The organism is Halorubrum trapanicum, assembly GCF_017873555.1.
In the GTDB taxonomy this organism is placed as follows: Archaea; Halobacteriota; Halobacteria; order Halobacteriales; family Haloferacaceae; genus Halorubrum; species Halorubrum trapanicum.
This window is the reverse complement of sequence record NZ_JAGGKE010000001.1, coordinates 133214-151057: the sequence shown is the minus strand read 5'-3', so window position 1 is coordinate 151057 and position 17844 is coordinate 133214. Positions and strand designations below refer to the sequence as shown.

17 protein-coding genes and 1 pseudogene are annotated in these 17844 nt (G+C 69.8%); 8 read left to right on the top strand and 10 right to left on the bottom strand.

Annotated features, from left to right (window positions below):
• Positions 1-121: 121 nt before the first annotated feature.
• Positions 122-724, top strand: a complete 603-nt coding sequence (locus J2744_RS00755) for a hypothetical protein (protein WP_209543176.1) — start codon at positions 122-124, stop codon at positions 722-724.
• 13 nt (positions 725-737) lie between these two features.
• Here the strand turns inward: J2744_RS00755 and J2744_RS00750 are convergent, their stop codons facing one another.
• The 4 genes from J2744_RS00750 to J2744_RS00735 form a co-directional block, all read right to left on the bottom strand.
• Complete coding sequence (locus J2744_RS00750; protein ID WP_209543174.1) at positions 738-1265, bottom strand: hypothetical protein; 528 nt, start codon at positions 1263-1265, stop codon at positions 738-740.
• A 39-nt stretch (positions 1266-1304) separates the two neighbouring features.
• A complete protein-coding gene (locus J2744_RS00745) occupies positions 1305-1628 on the bottom strand; it encodes a BolA family protein (protein WP_209543173.1) in 324 nt (107 codons plus the stop codon).
• 237 nt (positions 1629-1865) lie between these two features.
• Positions 1866-2963, bottom strand: a complete 1098-nt coding sequence (locus J2744_RS00740) for a TrmB family transcriptional regulator (RefSeq protein ID WP_209543171.1) — start codon at positions 2961-2963, stop codon at positions 1866-1868.
• Between the two features lie 140 nt (positions 2964-3103).
• Positions 3104-4459: a sulfatase family protein gene (locus J2744_RS00735; RefSeq protein WP_209543169.1), complete on the bottom strand. Its 1356-nt coding sequence runs from the start codon at positions 4457-4459 to the stop codon at positions 3104-3106.
• Between the two features lie 195 nt (positions 4460-4654).
• Between J2744_RS00735 and J2744_RS00730 the strand changes: the two genes are divergently transcribed.
• The 3 genes and pseudogenes from J2744_RS00730 to J2744_RS00720 form a co-directional block, all read left to right on the top strand.
• Positions 4655-5896 carry an ABC transporter substrate-binding protein gene (locus J2744_RS00730; protein ID WP_209543982.1) on the top strand — a complete coding sequence of 414 codons (1242 nt, stop codon included), beginning with the start codon at positions 4655-4657 and terminating at the stop codon, positions 5894-5896.
• A 2-nt stretch (positions 5897-5898) separates the two neighbouring features.
• A complete protein-coding gene (locus J2744_RS00725; RefSeq protein WP_209543168.1) occupies positions 5899-6204 on the top strand; it encodes a hypothetical protein in 306 nt (101 codons plus the stop codon).
• 122 nt (positions 6205-6326) lie between these two features.
• Positions 6327-6524 (top strand): annotated as a pseudogene (locus J2744_RS00720) (DNA-directed RNA polymerase subunit M); the annotation flags it as partial.
• 90 nt (positions 6525-6614) lie between these two features.
• On the opposite strand, the gene J2744_RS00715 reads toward J2744_RS00720, so the two are convergent.
• The 3 genes from J2744_RS00715 to J2744_RS00705 are packed head-to-tail and all read right to left on the bottom strand — an operon-like array spanning position 6615 to position 9603.
• A complete protein-coding gene (locus J2744_RS00715; protein WP_209543166.1) occupies positions 6615-7604 on the bottom strand; it encodes a carbohydrate ABC transporter permease in 990 nt (329 codons plus the stop codon).
• Between the two features lie 6 nt (positions 7605-7610).
• Complete coding sequence (locus tag J2744_RS00710) at positions 7611-8549, bottom strand: carbohydrate ABC transporter permease (protein ID WP_209543164.1); 939 nt, start codon at positions 8547-8549, stop codon at positions 7611-7613.
• Between the two features lie 4 nt (positions 8550-8553).
• Positions 8554-9603, bottom strand: a complete 1050-nt coding sequence (locus tag J2744_RS00705; protein WP_209543162.1) for an ABC transporter ATP-binding protein — start codon at positions 9601-9603, stop codon at positions 8554-8556.
• A gap of 156 nt (positions 9604-9759) precedes the next feature.
• Here J2744_RS00705 and J2744_RS00700 point away from each other — a divergent pair, with 156 nt between their 5' ends.
• Positions 9760-11319 carry a trehalase family glycosidase gene (locus tag J2744_RS00700; RefSeq protein WP_209543160.1) on the top strand — a complete coding sequence of 520 codons (1560 nt, stop codon included), beginning with the start codon at positions 9760-9762 and terminating at the stop codon, positions 11317-11319.
• A gap of 91 nt (positions 11320-11410) precedes the next feature.
• Complete coding sequence (locus tag J2744_RS00695; RefSeq protein WP_209543158.1) at positions 11411-12109, top strand: nucleotide exchange factor GrpE; 699 nt, start codon at positions 11411-11413, stop codon at positions 12107-12109.
• 67 nt (positions 12110-12176) lie between these two features.
• Here the strand turns inward: J2744_RS00695 and surE are convergent, their stop codons facing one another.
• Positions 12177-12971, bottom strand: a complete 795-nt coding sequence (surE, locus tag J2744_RS00690; protein WP_209543156.1) for a 5'/3'-nucleotidase SurE — start codon at positions 12969-12971, stop codon at positions 12177-12179.
• A gap of 126 nt (positions 12972-13097) precedes the next feature.
• On the opposite strand from surE, the gene J2744_RS00685 reads away from it, so the two are divergent.
• A complete protein-coding gene (locus J2744_RS00685; protein ID WP_209543151.1) occupies positions 13098-13442 on the top strand; it encodes a DUF5798 family protein in 345 nt (114 codons plus the stop codon).
• Here the strand turns inward: J2744_RS00685 and J2744_RS15385 are convergent.
• Both J2744_RS15385 and purD read right to left on the bottom strand, forming a co-directional pair.
• A complete protein-coding gene (locus J2744_RS15385; protein WP_209543150.1) occupies positions 13439-14014 on the bottom strand; it encodes an acyltransferase in 576 nt (191 codons plus the stop codon). The genes J2744_RS00685 and J2744_RS15385 overlap by 4 nt on opposite strands.
• 94 nt (positions 14015-14108) lie before the next feature.
• On the bottom strand, positions 14109-15392 hold the full coding sequence (purD, locus tag J2744_RS00675) for a phosphoribosylamine--glycine ligase (protein WP_209543149.1): 1284 nt from the start codon (positions 15390-15392) through the stop codon (positions 14109-14111).
• Between the two features lie 168 nt (positions 15393-15560).
• Here purD and J2744_RS00670 point away from each other — a divergent pair, with 168 nt between their 5' ends.
• Positions 15561-17801 (top strand): thioredoxin domain-containing protein, encoded by a 2241-nt coding sequence (locus J2744_RS00670; RefSeq protein WP_209543148.1) that lies wholly within the window; start codon positions 15561-15563, stop codon positions 17799-17801.
• Positions 17802-17844 lie beyond the last annotated feature (43 nt).

Below are 17844 nucleotides of genomic sequence, written 5' to 3'. Positions count from 1 at the left end.
CCGAGATGATTGGTAACACACAACAGGGAAAGGACGACGGGTAAAATCGAGCGAAACGGCCGAAAATCGGCGCAAACGCTTGCCCTTTATATAAGTATCCGTCGCCAACGGCCGGGCGCACATGAGCTCGAACGACTCAACGATCGGAAGCGCGCTCGACCGCGACACGGTTCAGTCCGCGAGCAAACTCCTGATCGCCGCGATTGCGATCGTCGGCGTCCTCGCGGTGGTCACACTGCTGCCGGGCATCGACCGTCTCGTCCCGTTCGCGCCCGTGACGTTCGCCGCGGTCGCGACGGCCGTGGTCGCCCTCGCGGTGGCGGGCATCCTCCTGTACGCCGCGCCCAAGTTCGCGCTGTTGACGCGGCTGGCGCTCGGCGGGCGGGGAGTCGACGCGGAGACCGACGCGCCGCCGAGCCGGATCGCCGAGAACGCCGGGGGAATGGCCTACTGGCTCGTGGTCTTCGGGGCCGTCCTCGTCGCGTACCGCGGGCTCGCCGGCGCGGCGATCCCCCTGTTGAACGACGCCGCGTGGGCGTACGACGCCGTCTTCCTGTTCGTCGCGCTCGTCCCCGTGGTGTTCCTCGTCGCCCGCCTGACGGTCACCGTCGACCCGCTGGCCGAGGCGGTCGCCGACCGCGTCGCGGGCGACGGCGTCGACGACGCTGACGACGCTGGCGAAGCCCGCGAGGCGGCCGCGACGGACGACCGAGACGACGCCTGACCTGAAGTCCACCTCAGTCTTTTTTAAAGAGAAACGGGAGCGTCACGAGCGCCCCGTTGAGTCCGAACGCGACCAGCAACAGCAGCCCGAGCGGGGGATCTCCGCCCGAGTAGGTGGCGATCAGGACGAGCGAGCCGCCCCCCAGCGCCGCCAATCCGACCGTCAGCGCGGCGTCCGACCACCGGTTCCACGCGTCGTCGAGCGCGGGTTCGAGCCGCGCGAGCCACCAGTCGGTCTCGGCGTCGGCGCGGTCCGTCCGGTCGGTCCACGGCGTGTCGCCGGCCGACTCGTCGAGCCACGCGTCGTCCTCGGCGGCCGTCTCTCCGTGACTGCCGGGGTCCGAGTCGGCCCGCCCGAGCAACCGCCGAACCCCCGAACGACCGGCGGCCGCGAGGAGCGAAACCACGCCGACCGCGGCGAGTCCGAGGAGGACGGCCGGGGAGGTGACGCGCGCTTCGAGGGCGAAAAAGAGCCCGACGAACGCCAACAGCGAGACCGCGGCGAGGGTCCCGCGGAGGGCGCGAGCGATGGCGGAGCGCATCGTGTGGAGGGATTGGGTGACGGGCCCGTGTCGTCGGCGTCAGGCCTCGTCGACCGGGAACAGCCCCGCCTCGCGGAGGTCGTCGGCGAGGGCGCCGTCCCCGTGTTCCGCGTACGCCTCGGGGGTGTACGTCTTGATCTCCAGGGCGTGGACGGACCGGGTCATGTGGTCGCCGACCGCGTCGTACACGCGCTGGTGCTGGTCGACGAGCGACTCGCCCTCGAAGGCCGGTGAGACGACGACCGCCGCGAAGTGAGCGTCCTCGTCCTCGTCGTCGTGGATCCGGGGCGCGGTCACGTCGGCGACCGCGTCGGGGAGGTGCTCCTCGATGAGGTCCGCGACCGCGTCGGGTTCGATGGTCATGGTCCCGCTCGGTCGCGGACGGGCAAAAGTCGACCGGCCCTGTGCGGCGGGGTCCCCGGTCGACCCGGCCCGATCCGGACGCGGTCGCTACACCCGGTCGACCCGGCCCGATCCGGACGCGGTCGCTACACCCGGTCGACCCGGGAGCGTTCGCCCCGGAGCGCCTCCAGCGCGTCGCGGGCGTCGTCGATGGGACGACGGCACCGACGTCACGACACCGGGGTCACTCCGCGGACGTCACTCCGCCGGCTCGGCCTCGGTCGCGGTCGGCGCGTCCGTCACGCGGATCCGGTTCGCCTCCACGTCCTCGTAGGTCGCCCCCCAGCCGCCGACGGTCCACCGCTTCTCGCCGTCGTCGACGACCATGGAGGCGGTGCCCGTCAGCGCCATCACGCTCGGGGCGCGGTCGGCGTCGCCGTCGCTCTCCGAGACGTGTTCGGCGTCGACGACCTCGCCGGAGAGGGTCACGGACCGGTCGCTGTCGGTCTCACGGCCCTCGATCTCGACCCGGAGCGGCTCGTCTCGGTGGATCCGATCGCGGTTCTCCAGCAGGAACTGTCGGATGTCGGCGTACCGCTTCGGACCCGCCGCGTCGGCCTCGTACGCGACGGTCGAGGGGAGCCACATGAAAAGCAGGAAGTGCCAGAAGAAGACGTACGTGAACGACCGGTTGCGGAGGATGAGACCGTAGTCCTCGACGGCGGCTGGGTTCGGCGCGAACGCCGTGCGCCGGAGGTCGGAGGTGAGCACGAACGGGGCGGGTCGAGAGAGGCGGTGCGCGACGCTCACGGCTCCCTCGTAGTCGGCGTCCGTGAGCGGTTCGTCGCCGTCGCGGGCGAGGAGCGTGACGTTGACCGTCACGCCGCGGTCGCGGGCGTCGGCCAGGTCGCCTCGCAGCGCGTCGAACTGGTCGCGGGTGAGCGTCGCGTGGACCTGGGTGTCCGCGTCGCGGACGAACGTCCGGGCCGCCTCGAGCACGGTGTCGAACCGCTTGACGATGCTGACCGTCTGGGTGTCCAGCGTCGGTCGCTCGTAGCGCTCCTCGATCTCCGCGGCCGCCGACTCCAGCGCGCTCGCGCGGTCGGTGAGCCCGGAGACGATCGTCTCCGGGTCGGTCGCGCGCGCCTGGAACGTCTCCTGTTCGTACAGCTCCACGTAGCCGAAGTCGTCGAGGTCGCGGAGCACGTCGTAGATCCGCGCGTCGGGCACGTCGCTGGCCTGCGCGACTTCGGTCGCGGACGCGGTCCCCAGTTCGAGCAGCGTGACGTACGCGTTCGCCTGATAGTAAGAGAGATCCGCCGCCTGGAGCGTCTCCAGGAGTTCCTCGGTGTCCATGACAATCGATTAACTACCTCGGTACACAAAAAACACCGAGATGAGCCGTCACGGAGCGGGCGACCGTCCCGAGACCCGTCAGGCCGAGCTGGAGGCGAAGGAGACCGAGTTCGACGGCGTCGTCGACGCCGCCGGACGCCTCACTCCACGTCGGGGTACGGGACGGGACCGTCGAGGAGCGGGTCGTCGGTCGACGCCATCCACGTCTCCAGTTCGTCGCGGAGCCGATCGAGCGCGTCGACGTGGGCCGGGTCGGGGTCGCTCGCCTCCGTCGCCGTCTCGAACGGCTTCCTGTCCGAGGCGAGGTTCTCCGTCTCGTTCGGATCGGCTTCGAGGTCGTACAGCTCCTCGGTCGGGCGCTGCGGGACGTGGAACTCCTCGTGGACCTCGCGGCCCGAGGCGGTGGGCGCGACGTCCATCGGGACGAACACCCTCGGGAGCACCGAGAAGTTGCGGACGTACTTGTACCGCTCCGTCCGGACCGCGCGGATCGGGTTGTACCGGTCGTGCCACGTCATCTCGGCGAAGAGTCGGTCGCGGCCGTCGTGCGGTTCCCCCCGGAGCAGCGGCGCGAACGACTCGCCCGACGCGTCCGTCGGCGGGTCGATACCGAGTAAGTCGAGCATCGTCGGCGTGAAGTCGACGTTGGTGACGAGCGCGTCGTGGACCTCGCCGCCCTCGACGACGCCGGGCTGGTGGACCAGGAGCGCGGTCTCGATCCCCGGGTCGTAGCAGGTACCCTTCGCGCGCGGGATGGCCAGCCCGTGGTCGGTCGTGAAGACGAAGACCGTCTCCTCGGCCAGCCCGGCGTCCGCGAGCGACTCGCGGTAGCGGCCCACCGCCGGGTCGAGCACCTCCTCGATCAGGGCCCCGAGGTCGGCGGCGTCCTCGCGGACCCCCGGCTCGTCGGGGAGGTACGGGAAGTCGTCGAGGTCGACCGCGTCGGGGTCGGCGGAGTCGTACGTCCCCTCGGGGAGGTACTCCCGGCGGAACGGCCGATGCGGCTCCTCGATGCCGATCGAGACGAAGAAGGGGTCGTCGGCGTCGGCGCGCGCTGCGAGGAAGTCGTCGACGACGTCGACGAGTTCGCGCGCGCGCTTCGTCCCGCTGTCGACGTAGTCGTATCCCAGCCGTTCCGGCTCGTCCGGGACCTCGTGTTGGAAGCCGAGCAGGGCGGTGTCGTACCCCGCCGCTCGGAGGCGTTTCGGGAGAGTCTCCCAGTCGTCGCCGAGCGCCCAGCCCATGTGCGCGAGTCCCATGACGCCGTTCTCGTGGGGGTAGTAGCCGGTCATCATGCTGGAGCGGCTCGGCGAACACTGCGGGGCCGAACAGAAGCTGTTCGCCATCCGCGCGCCGTCGCCCGCGATCCGGTCGATGTTCGGCGTGTCGACGTCGGCGCCGTAACAGCCGAGGTGCTGTCCGAGGTCGTGACAGTGAACAAGTACGAGGTTCGGGCGGTTCGACGTGTCTGGAGAGGCGTGGCCTCCGTTGGTCATATCCACCACTAACCCTCGATACTCCCATAAATAGCCGTGATCGCGTTTCGCGTCAGTTCGATTGTGATTAGTAACTATAGCGGTAATTAATAAGCAAATTTGAAGTAAGTGGGTCGACTGGGTTGGGACGACATGTCCAATGATCGATCCTGTACTACGCGGCGGAGCGTACTGAAGACGACCGGGACCGCGTCGGTGCTGGGCAGCGTCGCGCTGGCCGGTTGCTCTGGCAACGGCGGCGACGGAGGAGACGGATCCGACGGCGGTGACGGCGACGACGGCGGAAGCGGCGGCGACAACCTCGAGATAACGGGCGTCTGGTCCGGCGGCGAGCAGGAGTCGTTCAGCAAGGTGATGGACTTCGTGGAGGAGTCGACGGGAATGAGCCTGGAGTACTTCCCGCGCGACACCGACAGCCTGCTCACCGGGACGCTGATGGACTACGAGTCCGGCGTCGCCTCCGCGGACATCGTCGTGATGCCCTCGCCGGCGCGGATCATCTCGGACGCGCAGAACGGCCACCTCGCGCCGGTCGGCGACGCGTGGAATCCGGAGAACTTCGCGGTCGATCCCTCGCGAGTGACCGTCGACGGAAGGGTGTACGCCGCGCCGTTCAAGATGGACCTCAAGCCCGGCTTCTGGTACCGGCAGTCGTTCTTCGACGAGCACGACCTCTCCGAGCCGGAGAGCTGGGACGAGTTCATGACGCTGCTCGACGACATCGCGGCCGTCGACGGCGTCGACGCGCCCATCGCCTCCGGGAACGGCACCGGCTGGCCGCTGAGCGACCTCACCGAGGGCTTCTTCATGCGGCAGGAGGACGGCGCGTCGCTCCAGCAGGGGCTCATCGACGGCGACGCCTCCATGACCGACGACCGGGTCGCCACGGCGTTCGACGAGATCAAAACCCTCCACGACGAGGGGTACTTCAGCCAGACGCGCGACTTCGGCGTCCAGTACGAGTACTTCTGGGACAACAGCCTCCCGCTGTACTTCATGGGCTCGTTCACCCCGGCGCAGGACGCGGTCCAGGACCCGTCGGATCTCGGCGTCTTCCGGCTGCCCGGCGTCGACGGCATCTCCTCGTCGGTCAACTGGTTCACCGTGCCGACGTACTCGGACAACGTCGACGCCGCCCGCGACGCCCTGAGCTCGTTCGTCTCCGCCGAGGGCCAGCAGGTGTGGGTCGAGGACGGCGGGTTCATCGCCTCCAACACCGCGGTGCCCGACGACGCCTACGAAATCGAGGTCATGGCGAACCTGCCCGACCTCGCCGCCGAGGTGACGGTCGTTCCGGACCTCGACGACGCGCTCGGCAACCCGTTCCAGGCGGAGTTCTGGTCGCAGCTCAAGGGGCTGTGGGCCTCGCCGGACACGCCGACCGAGGACATCGTCGGCGCGCTCGACGACGCCCACCAGGAGACGCTTAACGACTGACGATGGAGTCGACGTCGACCGCGGACGACCGAAGCGACCGGCGCGGGTCGCTGGCGCGGATGTTCGACCCCGAGGAGCTTCGCCGACGCAACCTCGTCTCGCTCGGGATGGACGTGCTCATCCTCGCGACGACCGGTCTCCTCGCGATCCTGTTCACGATGGGGTTCTGGCCGGCGGCAATCGGCGCTGTCCCGATGGCCGCGCTGCTGTACTTCGGCTGGGCCTCCTCGAAGGCGTTCTTCGTCGCGCAGGTGCTCGCCATCGGCGTCGCGCTGCTCGGCACCGTGACGGGCCTGCTGCCGTACTGAGACGGAGCGGCGCGGCTCCCTTTTCGAACTACCGCGGGCCGGTGGTTACCACAGATATCCGACAGCGGCGTGTCCCACTCTCGTCTGAAGTTCTGTGAGGCGTGCGGTTCGATGATGCCTGGGACGGACAGCGGGACGACGGGGCACCCGCCGTCGCCGACGCGACCCGGGACTCCCCCGAGACGATGGAGGTTCCCTGCCGGGCGGACGACTGCGACGGCGACCGGGCCAACTACGAGATGATACCGAAGCCCGGCGGCTCCTACGAGGTTCGGCTGTTCACCTGCGTCGAGTGCGGTCACAAGTGGCGCGAGTCCTGACGGGTAGCGCGAGTCATAACGGGTAGCGCGAGTCATAACGGCGGAAAAAACGGCCGGCGTCCCGACGGAATACGGATCGACGACGCCGACTCAGTCCGCGACCGCGGCCACCATCCCCTGCTTGTAGTACCGCTGGAGGGTGACGAACAGGACGATGGGGACGATCATCGTCAGCACCGAGCCGGCGGCGACGAGGCCCCAGTCGATCTGGAGCCGCCCCTTCATCAGCGGGAGCACCTGCGGCGCGAGCTGGTTCTCACGTGACCGCATGAACACGAGGGGGAAGAAGAAGGAGTTCCACACCCACGTGAACTGGATGACGGCCACGGAGACGAGCGCCGGGGCGGAGTACGGCAACACGATCGACTTGAATATCTGGTACCGGGACGCGCCGTCGATCCGGGCGGCCTCCTCCAGCTCCTCCGGGAGTCCGAGCAGGAAGTTCCGGAGGAACATGACGACCCACCCCATCCCCCAGCCGATGTGGACCAGGATGAGACCCATGTACGTGTCGAACAGGCCGGTCGTCCGCAGCGTGTTGTAGTTCCCCATCGCCACCAGCTCCGGCGGCGCGGCCATGACGACGATGAGCAGGAAGAACAGCCACTTCTTCACCGGGAAGTCGAAGCGGGCGAACGGGTACGCGACCATCGTGCCGAGCAGCGTCACGGCGAGGACCGACGGGATCGTGACGATCGCGGTGTTCCACATCGCCTGCCGCATCGGGCCGGACTGGAACGTCCACGCGCGGGCGTAGTTCTCGAAGGTGACGGTGAGCGTCTCGAAGTTCCACCAGCCCTGGATGATCTGGTCGAGCGGGCGGACGGAAGCCATGAACAGCCCCACGAGCGGGACGAGCCACAGGAGCGCGACGCCGATCGCGATCGCGTATCGCAGCGCGCGCGGACCGCTCGGGACGGCCGCGCGAACGCGCTCAACGGGACTGCGGTCGGATATCGGTGCGGTCTCCGGCGGCTCGTGGTACACGCGTCCGCCGTCGGTCTTCGGCTCGCTGTCGGCGTCGGACCGCGGTTCGTTGCCGGCATCGGTCGGGTCGTCCGGGTTGTGTGTGTCAGTCATTGTGGGTCAGTCCATTGACGCGATGTACCACGCCATCGGGAGCGCGATCACCAGTTCGATGAGCGCGACGACCATCGCCTTGCTGTACTCGATCGGCGTCGAGAACGCGGCCTGATACACCTCGAGGCCGAGCACCGAGAACACGCCGCCCGGACCGCCGGACGGACCCCCGGCCGCGTAGACGATGGCGAAGATCCGGATCACCCAGATCATGCTCATGATCACCACGACCGCCGTCACGGGCTTGACGAGCGGCCAGATGATGTCCTTGAACCGCCGGAACCGCCCCGCGCCGTCGACGCGGGCGGACTCCAGCAGCGCGGGGTCGATCCCCGCGAGCGCGGAGCTGTACAACAGCATGCTGAACCCGGTCTGTACCCAGACGCCGCCGGCGATGAGCGCGTAAATTGCGATCTGCGGCTCCTGGACCCAGTTCCGGACCAGTCCCTCCAGCCCGATCGACCGGAGCAGCCCGTTGAAGATCCCGGCCTGCGGGTCGTAGACGAACAAAAGCACCAGCCCGATCACGACGGTCGGCGTCGTGAACGCCAAGAACACCATCGAGCGGAGGATGCTCCGGCCGCGCAGGTCGGCGAAAAGCAGCGCGAGTCCGAGTCCGAGCAGCGTGCTCAGCGGGACGTGGACGACCATCCAGATGATGTTCTGCGGGAGCGCCCCCATCGGGTACTCGAACGCGAGGAGGTTGTCCCAGTTGATGATCGCGTCGTCCTGAAACGTCGCGATCCACGTCTCGAACCCGGCGAACTGCCCGATAGTGAACCCGTCCCAGGTGAAGAGGCTCCCGACCGCCGAGTACAGCATCGGGCCGACGGAGAAGACGGCGAACAGCGTGAGACCGGGGAGCATGAACACGAGGATCGCCGTGAGCTTCTCCCGGTTCACGTCGCGGTCGAGCCGGTCCTCGAGGTACGATCCGACTGACATGGTATCAGGCCACCAGTTCCCCGTCCTCGTCGTAGAGGTACGCGTCGGTCGGATCGAACGTGAGGTGGACGCGGTCCCCCGCCTCCGCGTCCGTCTGCGGGACCTTCACGTTCACCACGGAGCCGCCCACCTCGACGTTGACCAGCACGTACTCCCCGAGCGGTTCGACCGTCTTCACCGTGCCCGGCACGGTCCAGTCCGTGTCGGGCGCGCCGGTCGACACGTCGATGTCCTCGGGCCGGACGCCGACCGACACGGTCTGCGACGACGTCTCTGCCGGCATCGGGAGTGTGTTGTCCTCGGCGAGCCGGACGACGCCGTCGCGGTTCTCGCCCTCGAAGAGGTTCATCGGCGGCGACCCGATGAACTTCGCGACCCAGGTGGTCCGCGGTCGCTCGTACAGCTCCTCGGGGTCGGCGACCTGTCGGATCGTGCCGTCGTTCAACACGACGATCTTGTCCCCCATGCTCATCGCCTCCTCCTGGTTGTGCGTGACGTACACCGTCGTGATCCCCAGCTCGTTCTGGATCCGCTTCAGCTCGGAGCGCATCTCCAGGCGGAGCTTCGCGTCGAGGTTACTGAGCGGCTCGTCGAGGAGGAACACGGACGGCTCGCGGACGATCGCCCGCGCGAGCGAGGTCCGCTGGCGCTGCCCGCCGGATATCTCGCCGGGGTCGCTGTCCATCTGGTCTTCGATGTGTAACAGCTCGGCGACCTGCGCGACGCGCTCGTCGCGCTCCTCCGGCGGGACGCCCCTGACCTTCAGCGGGTACTCGATGTTCTCCCGAACGGTCATGTGAGGATACAGCGCGTAGTTCTGGAACACCATCGCGACGTTGCGGTCGGCGGGCGGGGTCCCGTCGACGCGGTCGTCGTCGAAGTAGATCTCGCCCTCCGAGGGGTCTTCCAGCCCCGCGATCATCCGGAGCGCGGTCGTCTTTCCGCAGCCGGACGGCCCGAGAAACACCACGAACTCCCCGTCGTCCACCTCCATGTCCAGCTTGTAGTTGGCGACCGTGTCACCCCCGTCGAAGTACTTGCTCACCGATCGCATGCTAATACGGGTCATCGACTATCCGCCGATATTCATTTATTACACTTATAATTAATCATGGACCATGGATAAGAGGACGGCCGCCGGTGCGCGCTATTCGTTCTCTTCCCGGCTATTTCAGTAATTACTTAGCAATCCTTTCACTACGTGTTGGAGATGAGTTCCGGTCTCTTCGACTACAGTCATTTTCCCCAGATCTCCGGCGAACTCTTTCGCACCGTCCAGCGGCGGGACCTCTTCGACGACGACAAGCGGTTCGTCGACGCCGAGCCGCGCGTCCCTCCGGATCTGTTGTTCGAGCGGTATCTGACGAGACGGGACCGAACCGACTTCGACCTGAAGTCGTTCGTCGAAGACCAGTTCAGGCTGCCGGAGCCGGTCTCCGCCGCGCCGGATCTCGCCCCGTCGCGGTCGATGGAGGACCACGTGTCGTCGCTGTGGGAGACGTTGACCCGGACGTTCGAGGACGCCGATTCGACGGGGTCGACGATCATCGCCCTCCCGAACCCGCACGTCGTCCCCGGCGGCCGCTTCCGCGAGATGTACTACTGGGACAGCTACTTCACCGCGGAGGGGCTGGCGGCGGCCGGCCGGACCGACCTGATCAGGGGAATGGTCGGGAACGTCGCGTCGCTCCTGGACCGCTTCGAGTTCGTCCCGCTCGGGAACCGAGCGTACTACGACAGCCGGTCGCAGGTCCCGCTGTTCTACCGCATGCTCCGCGTGTTGGAGCGCGAGGAGGGATTCGACGCCGTCGCCCCTCACGTGGAGGCGCTCCGGACGGAACACGAGTTCTGGATGGACGGGGCCGACCGCGTCGGCGGCGGCGACGGTGCCCCCGGCGGCGACGGTGCTCCCGACGCCGACGGAGCCGCGGCGCACCGCCGCGTCGTCGGGGTCGCGGACGAGACGGTCCTCAACCGGTACTGGGACGACCGCGCTCGCCCGCGACCGGAGTCCTATCACGAGGACCGTCGCCTCGCCGACCGGGTCCCGGTCGACGACCGGCCCGACCTGTTCCGGGACGTCCGGGCCGCCTGCGAGTCCGGGTGGGACTTCAGCTCCCGGTGGCTCGCGGGCGACGACCTCACCACGATCCGGACGACCGATCTGGTGCCGGTCGATCTCAACGCCGTCCTCTACGGCGTGGAGACCGCCCTCGCGGAGTGGCTCCCGCGCGTCGGGCAGCCGGCCGCCGGCGAGCGGTACGCCGACCTAGCCGCGGACCGCCGCGAGGCGATCAACCGGTACTTTTGGGACCCGGACGCCGGCTTCTACGTCGACTACTCGTGGGTCGACGAGCGCCGGAGCGACCGGCTCACCCTCGCCGCCGTCGCGCCGCTTTTCACCGGGGCCGCGACCGAGGACCGGGCGGCAGCGGTCGCCGACCGGCTCCGACGGGACTTCCTCCGGCCCGGCGGGCTGGTGACGACGCTCGAAGACACCGGCGAGCAGTGGGACGCGCCGAGCGGCTGGGCGCCCCTCCACTGGATGGCCGTCACCGGCCTGCGCCGGTACGGCCACGACGCCCTGGCCGACGAGATCGCGAACCGCTGGGTCGACCTCGCGAGAAGCTCTTTCGAGGAGACCGGCCGCATGGCGGAGAAGTACGACGTTCGCTCGGTCGGCGAGACGACCGATCTGGGCGAGTACGACCCGCAGTACGGGTTCGGCTGGACGAACGGCGTCGTCACGGCGCTGTCGGCCCGGCAGTAGCGGTTCGCCGCCGGTCCGGTTCCGGTGGCCCGTCGGACTCGCCGCGTCGCGCTTCTGAACGCTTATGCCCGACGACCGACTTCGATCGGGTATGAGCGACGACGACGCCGTCGATGTCGAGTCCCCCGACGACGAGGGCGACGCGGCGAGGACGAACGGTACGGCGGAGGCGACTGCCGAGGAACGGAGCGGCGGGTCGGCGGACGGCGAGTCGGCGGACGGCGAGCCGACCGACCGCGACGCCCGCCGGGACGAGGAGGCGCTCGCCACGGCCGTCGCCGAGCACGACGAGGCGCTCGCGCGGGAGGTCGCTGCGCTGGAGGCGGACCTCGCCGAGACCCGAGAGGCGCTCCGCGAGCGCGACGAGGAGGTCGAGGAGCTGACGAGCAAGCTCGCCCGCGTGAAGGCGGACTTCAGCAACTACAAGGAACGCGCGAAGCGGAAGCAGGAGGAGATCCGCGAGCGCGCCTCAGAGGGGCTGGTCGAGCGGCTCGCGCCCGTCAGGAACGACCTCCTGCGCGCGCTCGACCAGGACGAGGGGAGCGACCTCCGTCCCGGCGTCGAGTCGACGCTGGAGAAGTTCGACGAGGTGCTCGCCGACGAGGGCGTCGACTCGATAGAGCCGGAGCCGGGCGAGGAGGTCGACCCCGCGCGCCATCAGGTGATGCTCCGCGTCGACAGCGACCGACCGGAGGGAACGATCCACGAGGTGTACGAGCCGGGCTACGAGATGGGCGACCGCGTGCTGAGCGAGGCGAAGGTGACCGTGAGTACCGGCGACGGCGAGTAGAGCGACGGCGAGTAGAGCGACGGCGAGCAGCGCGAATCGTTTTTCACGGCCGATCCGCCGGTCCGGGTCAGGACCGAACCGTCGTCTCGTAGGCGTCGACAAGTTCGTCGAGTCCCGCGTTCGGTTCGGCCGCGTGCGGGACCGACAGCGGCGACACCGAGACCTCGCCGTCGACGACGGCCCGGCGGTCGGTCCCGACGGGGTCCGGCACGTCGCCGTCGTTCATCCGGTCCCAGATCGGGTCGGAGAAGCCGACGCGGCCGTCGCCGTTCCGCTCCGCGCGCATCCCGTACCACGTCGAGGGCGTCGTGACGCGGAGCGGCGCGCGGTCCGCGTCCGCGATGGGGGCGTTGACGTTGAGGTAGTCCGCGCGGTTGAACACCCCGGCGCCGACCGCCTCGTCGACGAGGAACCGCGTCGTGCGGACCGCGTGCGCGAAGTCGTCGGTCTCGAACTCGCGTTTCCACCAGTCGTCGCCGCCGGGCACGTACATCGAGGTCGCGACCCCGGGAACCCCGAAGAACGCCGCCTCGACCGCCGCCGAGACCGTCCCCGACCGGCCGAGCGTGTACGCCCCGAGGTTCGCGCCCTCGTTACAGCCGGCGACGACCAGGTCCACGTCGGGGACGAGCTCGTCGAGTCCCGCGACGACGCAGTCCACCGGGGTGCCGTCGACGACGTACCCCAACTCGTGGTCGTCGACGGCGACGTCGGCGGAGAGGCGGCGACCGACCGAGGACTGGTCGTCGGCCGGCGCGACGACCGTCACCGCGTACTCGGCCGCGAGGGCGTCGTAGAGGGCGCGCAGCCCCGCGGCGTCGACGCCGTCGTCGTTGGTCAACAGGATCCGGTCGACGCTCATACCCGTAACACGGGCGAGTCGGGCAAAAGTCCACCGTCGGTGGAGGGGGAGCGCGACGCGACCGGAGCAGCCGGAGACTCCGAGCCGAACGGAAAAGCACACGTATCGCCGGGGCGACCGTCCGGTATGGGATTCGGGGACACCGCCAAGAAGATCCAGACGCTCGCCGACCGCGCGGAGCGAACCTACAAGAAGATCAACGAGCTCCGCGAGGAGGTCGAGGAGACGCAGACGACCGTGATCGACACCTCGGAGCGCGTCAAGGGGCTCGAAAACGAGATGGCCGAACAGCGGGCCGTCCTCGACGCCGTCGCCGAGGAGGTCGGCGTCGACTTGGAGCGCGTGAGCACCGAGGCGCACATCACGGACGCGGAAGCGACGGCCGCCGCCGCGAGGGACGAGGAAAACGGTGACGCCGACGCTGACGACGAGAGCAACGACGAAGTGAGCGGCGACGAAGACGCCGCTTAATCGTCGCTGGCAGCCGCGTCCGTCCGCGAGACCACGTCCGCGGGAACGCCGGCGACGGTCGCGCCCGGGGGCACGTCCTCCGCGACGAGCGAGTTCGCGGCGACGCGCGCCCCCTCGCCGACCGTGACGCCGGGGAGCACGACCGCGCCAGCGCCGATCATCGCCTCGTCCTCGACGACCACGTCGCCGAGCCGGTACTCCTCGTGGAGAAACTCGTGGCACAGCAGCGTGGCGTCGTACCCGATTATCGCGTCGTCGCCGACGCGGATCCGCTCGGGCCAGAACACGTCCGGCGTCGACTCCAACCCCCACGCGACGCCCGTCCCGACCGTGACGCCGATCCGCCGCAGCAGCCAGTTCTTCAGCCGGAGGCTCGGACAGATCCGCGCGAGGACGATCACCACGTAGTTGCGGACGACCGCGAGCGGCGACTTCGCGTCCGGCCACGACCACAGGGAGTTGCGCGCTCCCGGCGTCGGGAACCGGTCGAGGCGGTCGCTCCGGGCCGGGTCGGCGCCGTCGCGCGTCGCGTCCGAATCGTCGCGCGTCGCGGCCGCGTCGTCGTCTGTCACGTCACGCCGTTCGGACGGCGAGAATAAAAGGGTCGCTCCCGGTCTCCGGTCTCGACGGTTCGGAGGACGACCGCGGCCCGGCGGACCCGCGGCCTCAGCTCCGCAGCTCGTCCATGTGCTCGATCCGGCGCTCCACGAGGGCCGCCGTGCCGATGTCGTGGCGGATCCGGACGCGGTCGCCCGCGGCCGCCAGCGCGTCTTCCGCCTGCGTTTCGGCGGCCGCGATGGAGTCGCCGCGGCCGACGACCGCGAACGCCCGCGAGGTGGTGGTGTACAGTCGGCCGTCGCGCTCGTCGACGCTCGCGTAGTAGAGGAGCGCGTCGCCCGCGCTCTCCTCGTCGACCGCGATCTCGGCGCCCGCGTCGGGGTCGGTCGGGTAGCCGTCGGGCACCGCGTATTTACAGACGGTCGCCTCGCCCGAGAAGGAGAGTTCGGGAAGCGACTCGCCGTCGCGCGCGGCGGCGAGCACGTCGACGAACGGCGTGTCGAGGACGGGCAGCGTGTTCATCGCCTCCGGGTCGCCGAAGCGCGCGTTGAACTCGACCACCTTCGGTCCCTCGTCGGTGAGCATGAACTGCCCGTAGAGGACGCCCTTGTAGTCGGGGAGCGCGTCGACGACGGCGTCCAGCACGTCGACGGCGGCGTCGTAGTCGCCCTCGGTCATGAACGGCAGCGAGAAGCCGGTGTCCGTGTACGACCCCATCCCGCCGGTGTTCGGTCCCTCGTCGCCCTCGTAGGCGCGCTTGTGGTCCTGGACCGCGGGCGTCGTCCGGGCGTCGCCGTTCGCGACGAACGCCTGAATCGTGAACTCCTCGCCGACGAGCCGCTCTTCGAGGACGACGCGGTCGTAGTCGGAGTCGCGGAGGTACGCCTTCGCCTCCTCGGCGGTCACCTGATCGCCGATCACCTTCACGCCCTTGCCGCCGGTGAGTCCGGCGGGCTTGACCGCGAGGTCCCCGTCGTACTCGTCGATGTGCTCGCAGGCGGCCTCCGTGTCGTCGAACACCGCGTAGTCGGGGCAGCCGGGGATCGCGTTCTCCTCCATGAACCGGCGCTGGTACGCCTTGTCCGTCTCCAGCCGGGCCTCCTCGGCCCGCGGGCCGAACGCGTAGACGCCGGCGTCGTCGAGCGCGTCCGCGACCCCGGCCTCCAGCGCCGACTCCGGCCCGATGACCGCCAGGTCCGCGCCCGCGTCGAGCGCGTAGTCGGCGACCGCGGCGGCGTCGGTCTCGTCTATCGCCTCGAAGCCGTCAGCGAGTCGTCGGATCCCCGGGTTCCGGACGCTCGCACAGGCGTACAGCGCGCAGTCGTCCGCCACCGCGCGGGCGATCGCGTGTTCGCGGCCGCCGCCCCCCACCAGGAGTACGGTCTCCGTCATGCCCGACGGGTGTCCGCACGGTAGTGTAAACCTTACTCTCTGTTCAGACAGATGTATGCTTATTCGTGGATACCCATCGCGGTCGCGGCGGCGGGACCGGCGGCGGCGGGACCGGCGGCGTCCGTCCCGGTGCGGACGCCTTTTGCCCCGCCGGGCCGAACCGGGCGTATGTCACAGCCGACCGAGCGGAACCGCCTCGACGGGGAGGCGAGTCCCTATCTCCAGCAGCACGCCGACAACCCCGTCAACTGGCAGCCGTGGGGCGAGGAGGCGTTCGAGCGCGCCCGCGAACACGACGTGCCCGTGTTCGTCTCCATCGGCTACTCCTCGTGTCACTGGTGTCACGTCATGGCCGAGGAGAGCTTCGAGGACGAGTCGGTCGCGGAGGTGGTGAACGAGTCGTTCGTCCCGGTCAAGGTCGACCGCGAGGAGCGCCCCGACGTCGACAGCACGTTCATGACCGTCTGCCAGCTCGTCACCGGCGGCGGCGGGTGGCCGCTCTCGGCGTGGTGTACGCCCGAGGGGAAGCCGTTCTACGTCGGGACCTACTTCCCGCCCGAGCCGCGGCGGAACCAGCCCGGCTTCCGCGACCTCTGTGAGCGAATCGCCGACTCCTGGAGCGACCCCGAGCAGCGCGAGGAGATGAAGCGGCGGGCCGACCAGTGGACCGAGAGCGCGCGCGACGAACTGGAGTCGGTGCCGACGCCGGACGCGGCGGGTCCGGACGGTGAGGGCGCCCCCTCCCCGCCCGGCGACGACCTGCTGGACACGGCCGCCGCGGCCGCGCTGCGCGGCTACGACGAGGAGTACGGCGGCTTCGGGAGCGGCGGCGCGAAGTTCCCGATGCCCGGTCGGATCGACCTCCTCATGCGAGCGTACGCCGGTCGCGGGCGCGACGCGCTCCTGTCGGCCGCGACGGGGACCCTCGACGGGATGGCCCGCGGCGGGATGTACGACCAAGTCGGCGGGGGGTTCCACCGCTACGCGGTCGACCGCGAGTGGACGGTGCCCCACTTCGAGAAGATGCTGTACGACAACGCCGAACTGCCGATGGCCTACCTCGACGGCTACCGGCTCTCGGGCGACCCCGCGTACGCCCGCGTCGCGAGCGAGTCGCTCGCGTTCCTCGACCGCGAACTGCGCCACGACGACGGCGGCTTCTTCAGCACCCTCGACGCGCGGAGCCGGCGGCCCGCGAGCCGCCGGGGCGAAGACGAGAGTGAATCCGCCGAGGACGAGGACGTCGAGGGCGCCTTCTACGTCTGGACCCCCGAGGAGGTCGACGCCGTCCTCGACGAGCCGGCGGCGTCGCTGGCGAAAGAGCGGTACGGGATCCGGCCCGGGGGCAACTTCGAGCGCGGCACGACCGTTCCGACGATAGCCGCGTCGGTCGAGGAGCTGGCCGCGGACCGCGACCTGTCGCCCGAGGAAGTTCGGGAGACGCTGACCGAGGCGCATGCGGCGCTGTTCGACGCCCGGGAGTCGCGGCCGCGACCCGCCCGCGACGAGAAGGTGCTGGCCTCGTGGAACGGGCGGGCCGTCTCCGCGTTCGCGAGGGCCGGGGGGACCCTCGGCGAGCCGTACGCCGAAATCGCGCGGGAGGCGCTCGACTTCTGTCGCGACCGCCTCTACGACGCCGACGCGGAGACCGGCGCGCTCGCGCGTCGCTGGCTCGGCGGCGACGTGCGGGGACCGGGCTACCTCGACGACTACGCGTTCCTTGCGCGCGGCGCGCTCGACGTCTACGCCGCGACCGGCGACCCGGAGCCGCTCGGGTTTGCGCTGGAGTTGGCCGACGACCTCGTCGACGAGTTCTACGACGCCGACGACGGGACGATCTACTTCACGCGAGATCTGGACGACGAGGGGGGCGCGGATGGCGGCGAGGGCGCCGAGACCGCGGACGCCGGCCCCCTCATCGCGCGCCCGCAGGAGTTCACCGACCGGTCGACGCCGTCGAGCCTCGGCGTCGCGGCCGAGACGCTCGCGCTCCTCGACGGGTTCCGAACCGACGGGGAGTTCCGGGAGATCGCGGAGCGCGTCGTGACGACCCACGCCGACCGGATCCGCGGGGGACCGCTGGAACACGCCTCGCTCGTCCGGGCGGCCGACCTGGTCGAGACCGGCGGTGTCGAGGTGACGATCGCCGCCGACGAGGTGCCCGGCGAGTGGCGCGAGACGCTCGGCGGACGGTACCTCCCGGGCGCCCTCGTCGCGCCGCGCCCGGCCACGGCGGCGGGACTCGACGAGTGGCTCGACCGACTCGGGATGGCAGAGGCCCCGCCGATCTGGGCGGACCGGGACGCGACCGACGGCGAACCGACCGCCTACGTCTGTCAGGGGTTCACCTGCTCGCCGCCGCGGACCGACCTCGACGCCGCGCTCGGCTGGCTCGGCGGCGACGAGTGACCGCGGCGCCGACCGAGAGCCGGAACCGTTTAGCCGCCTCGGG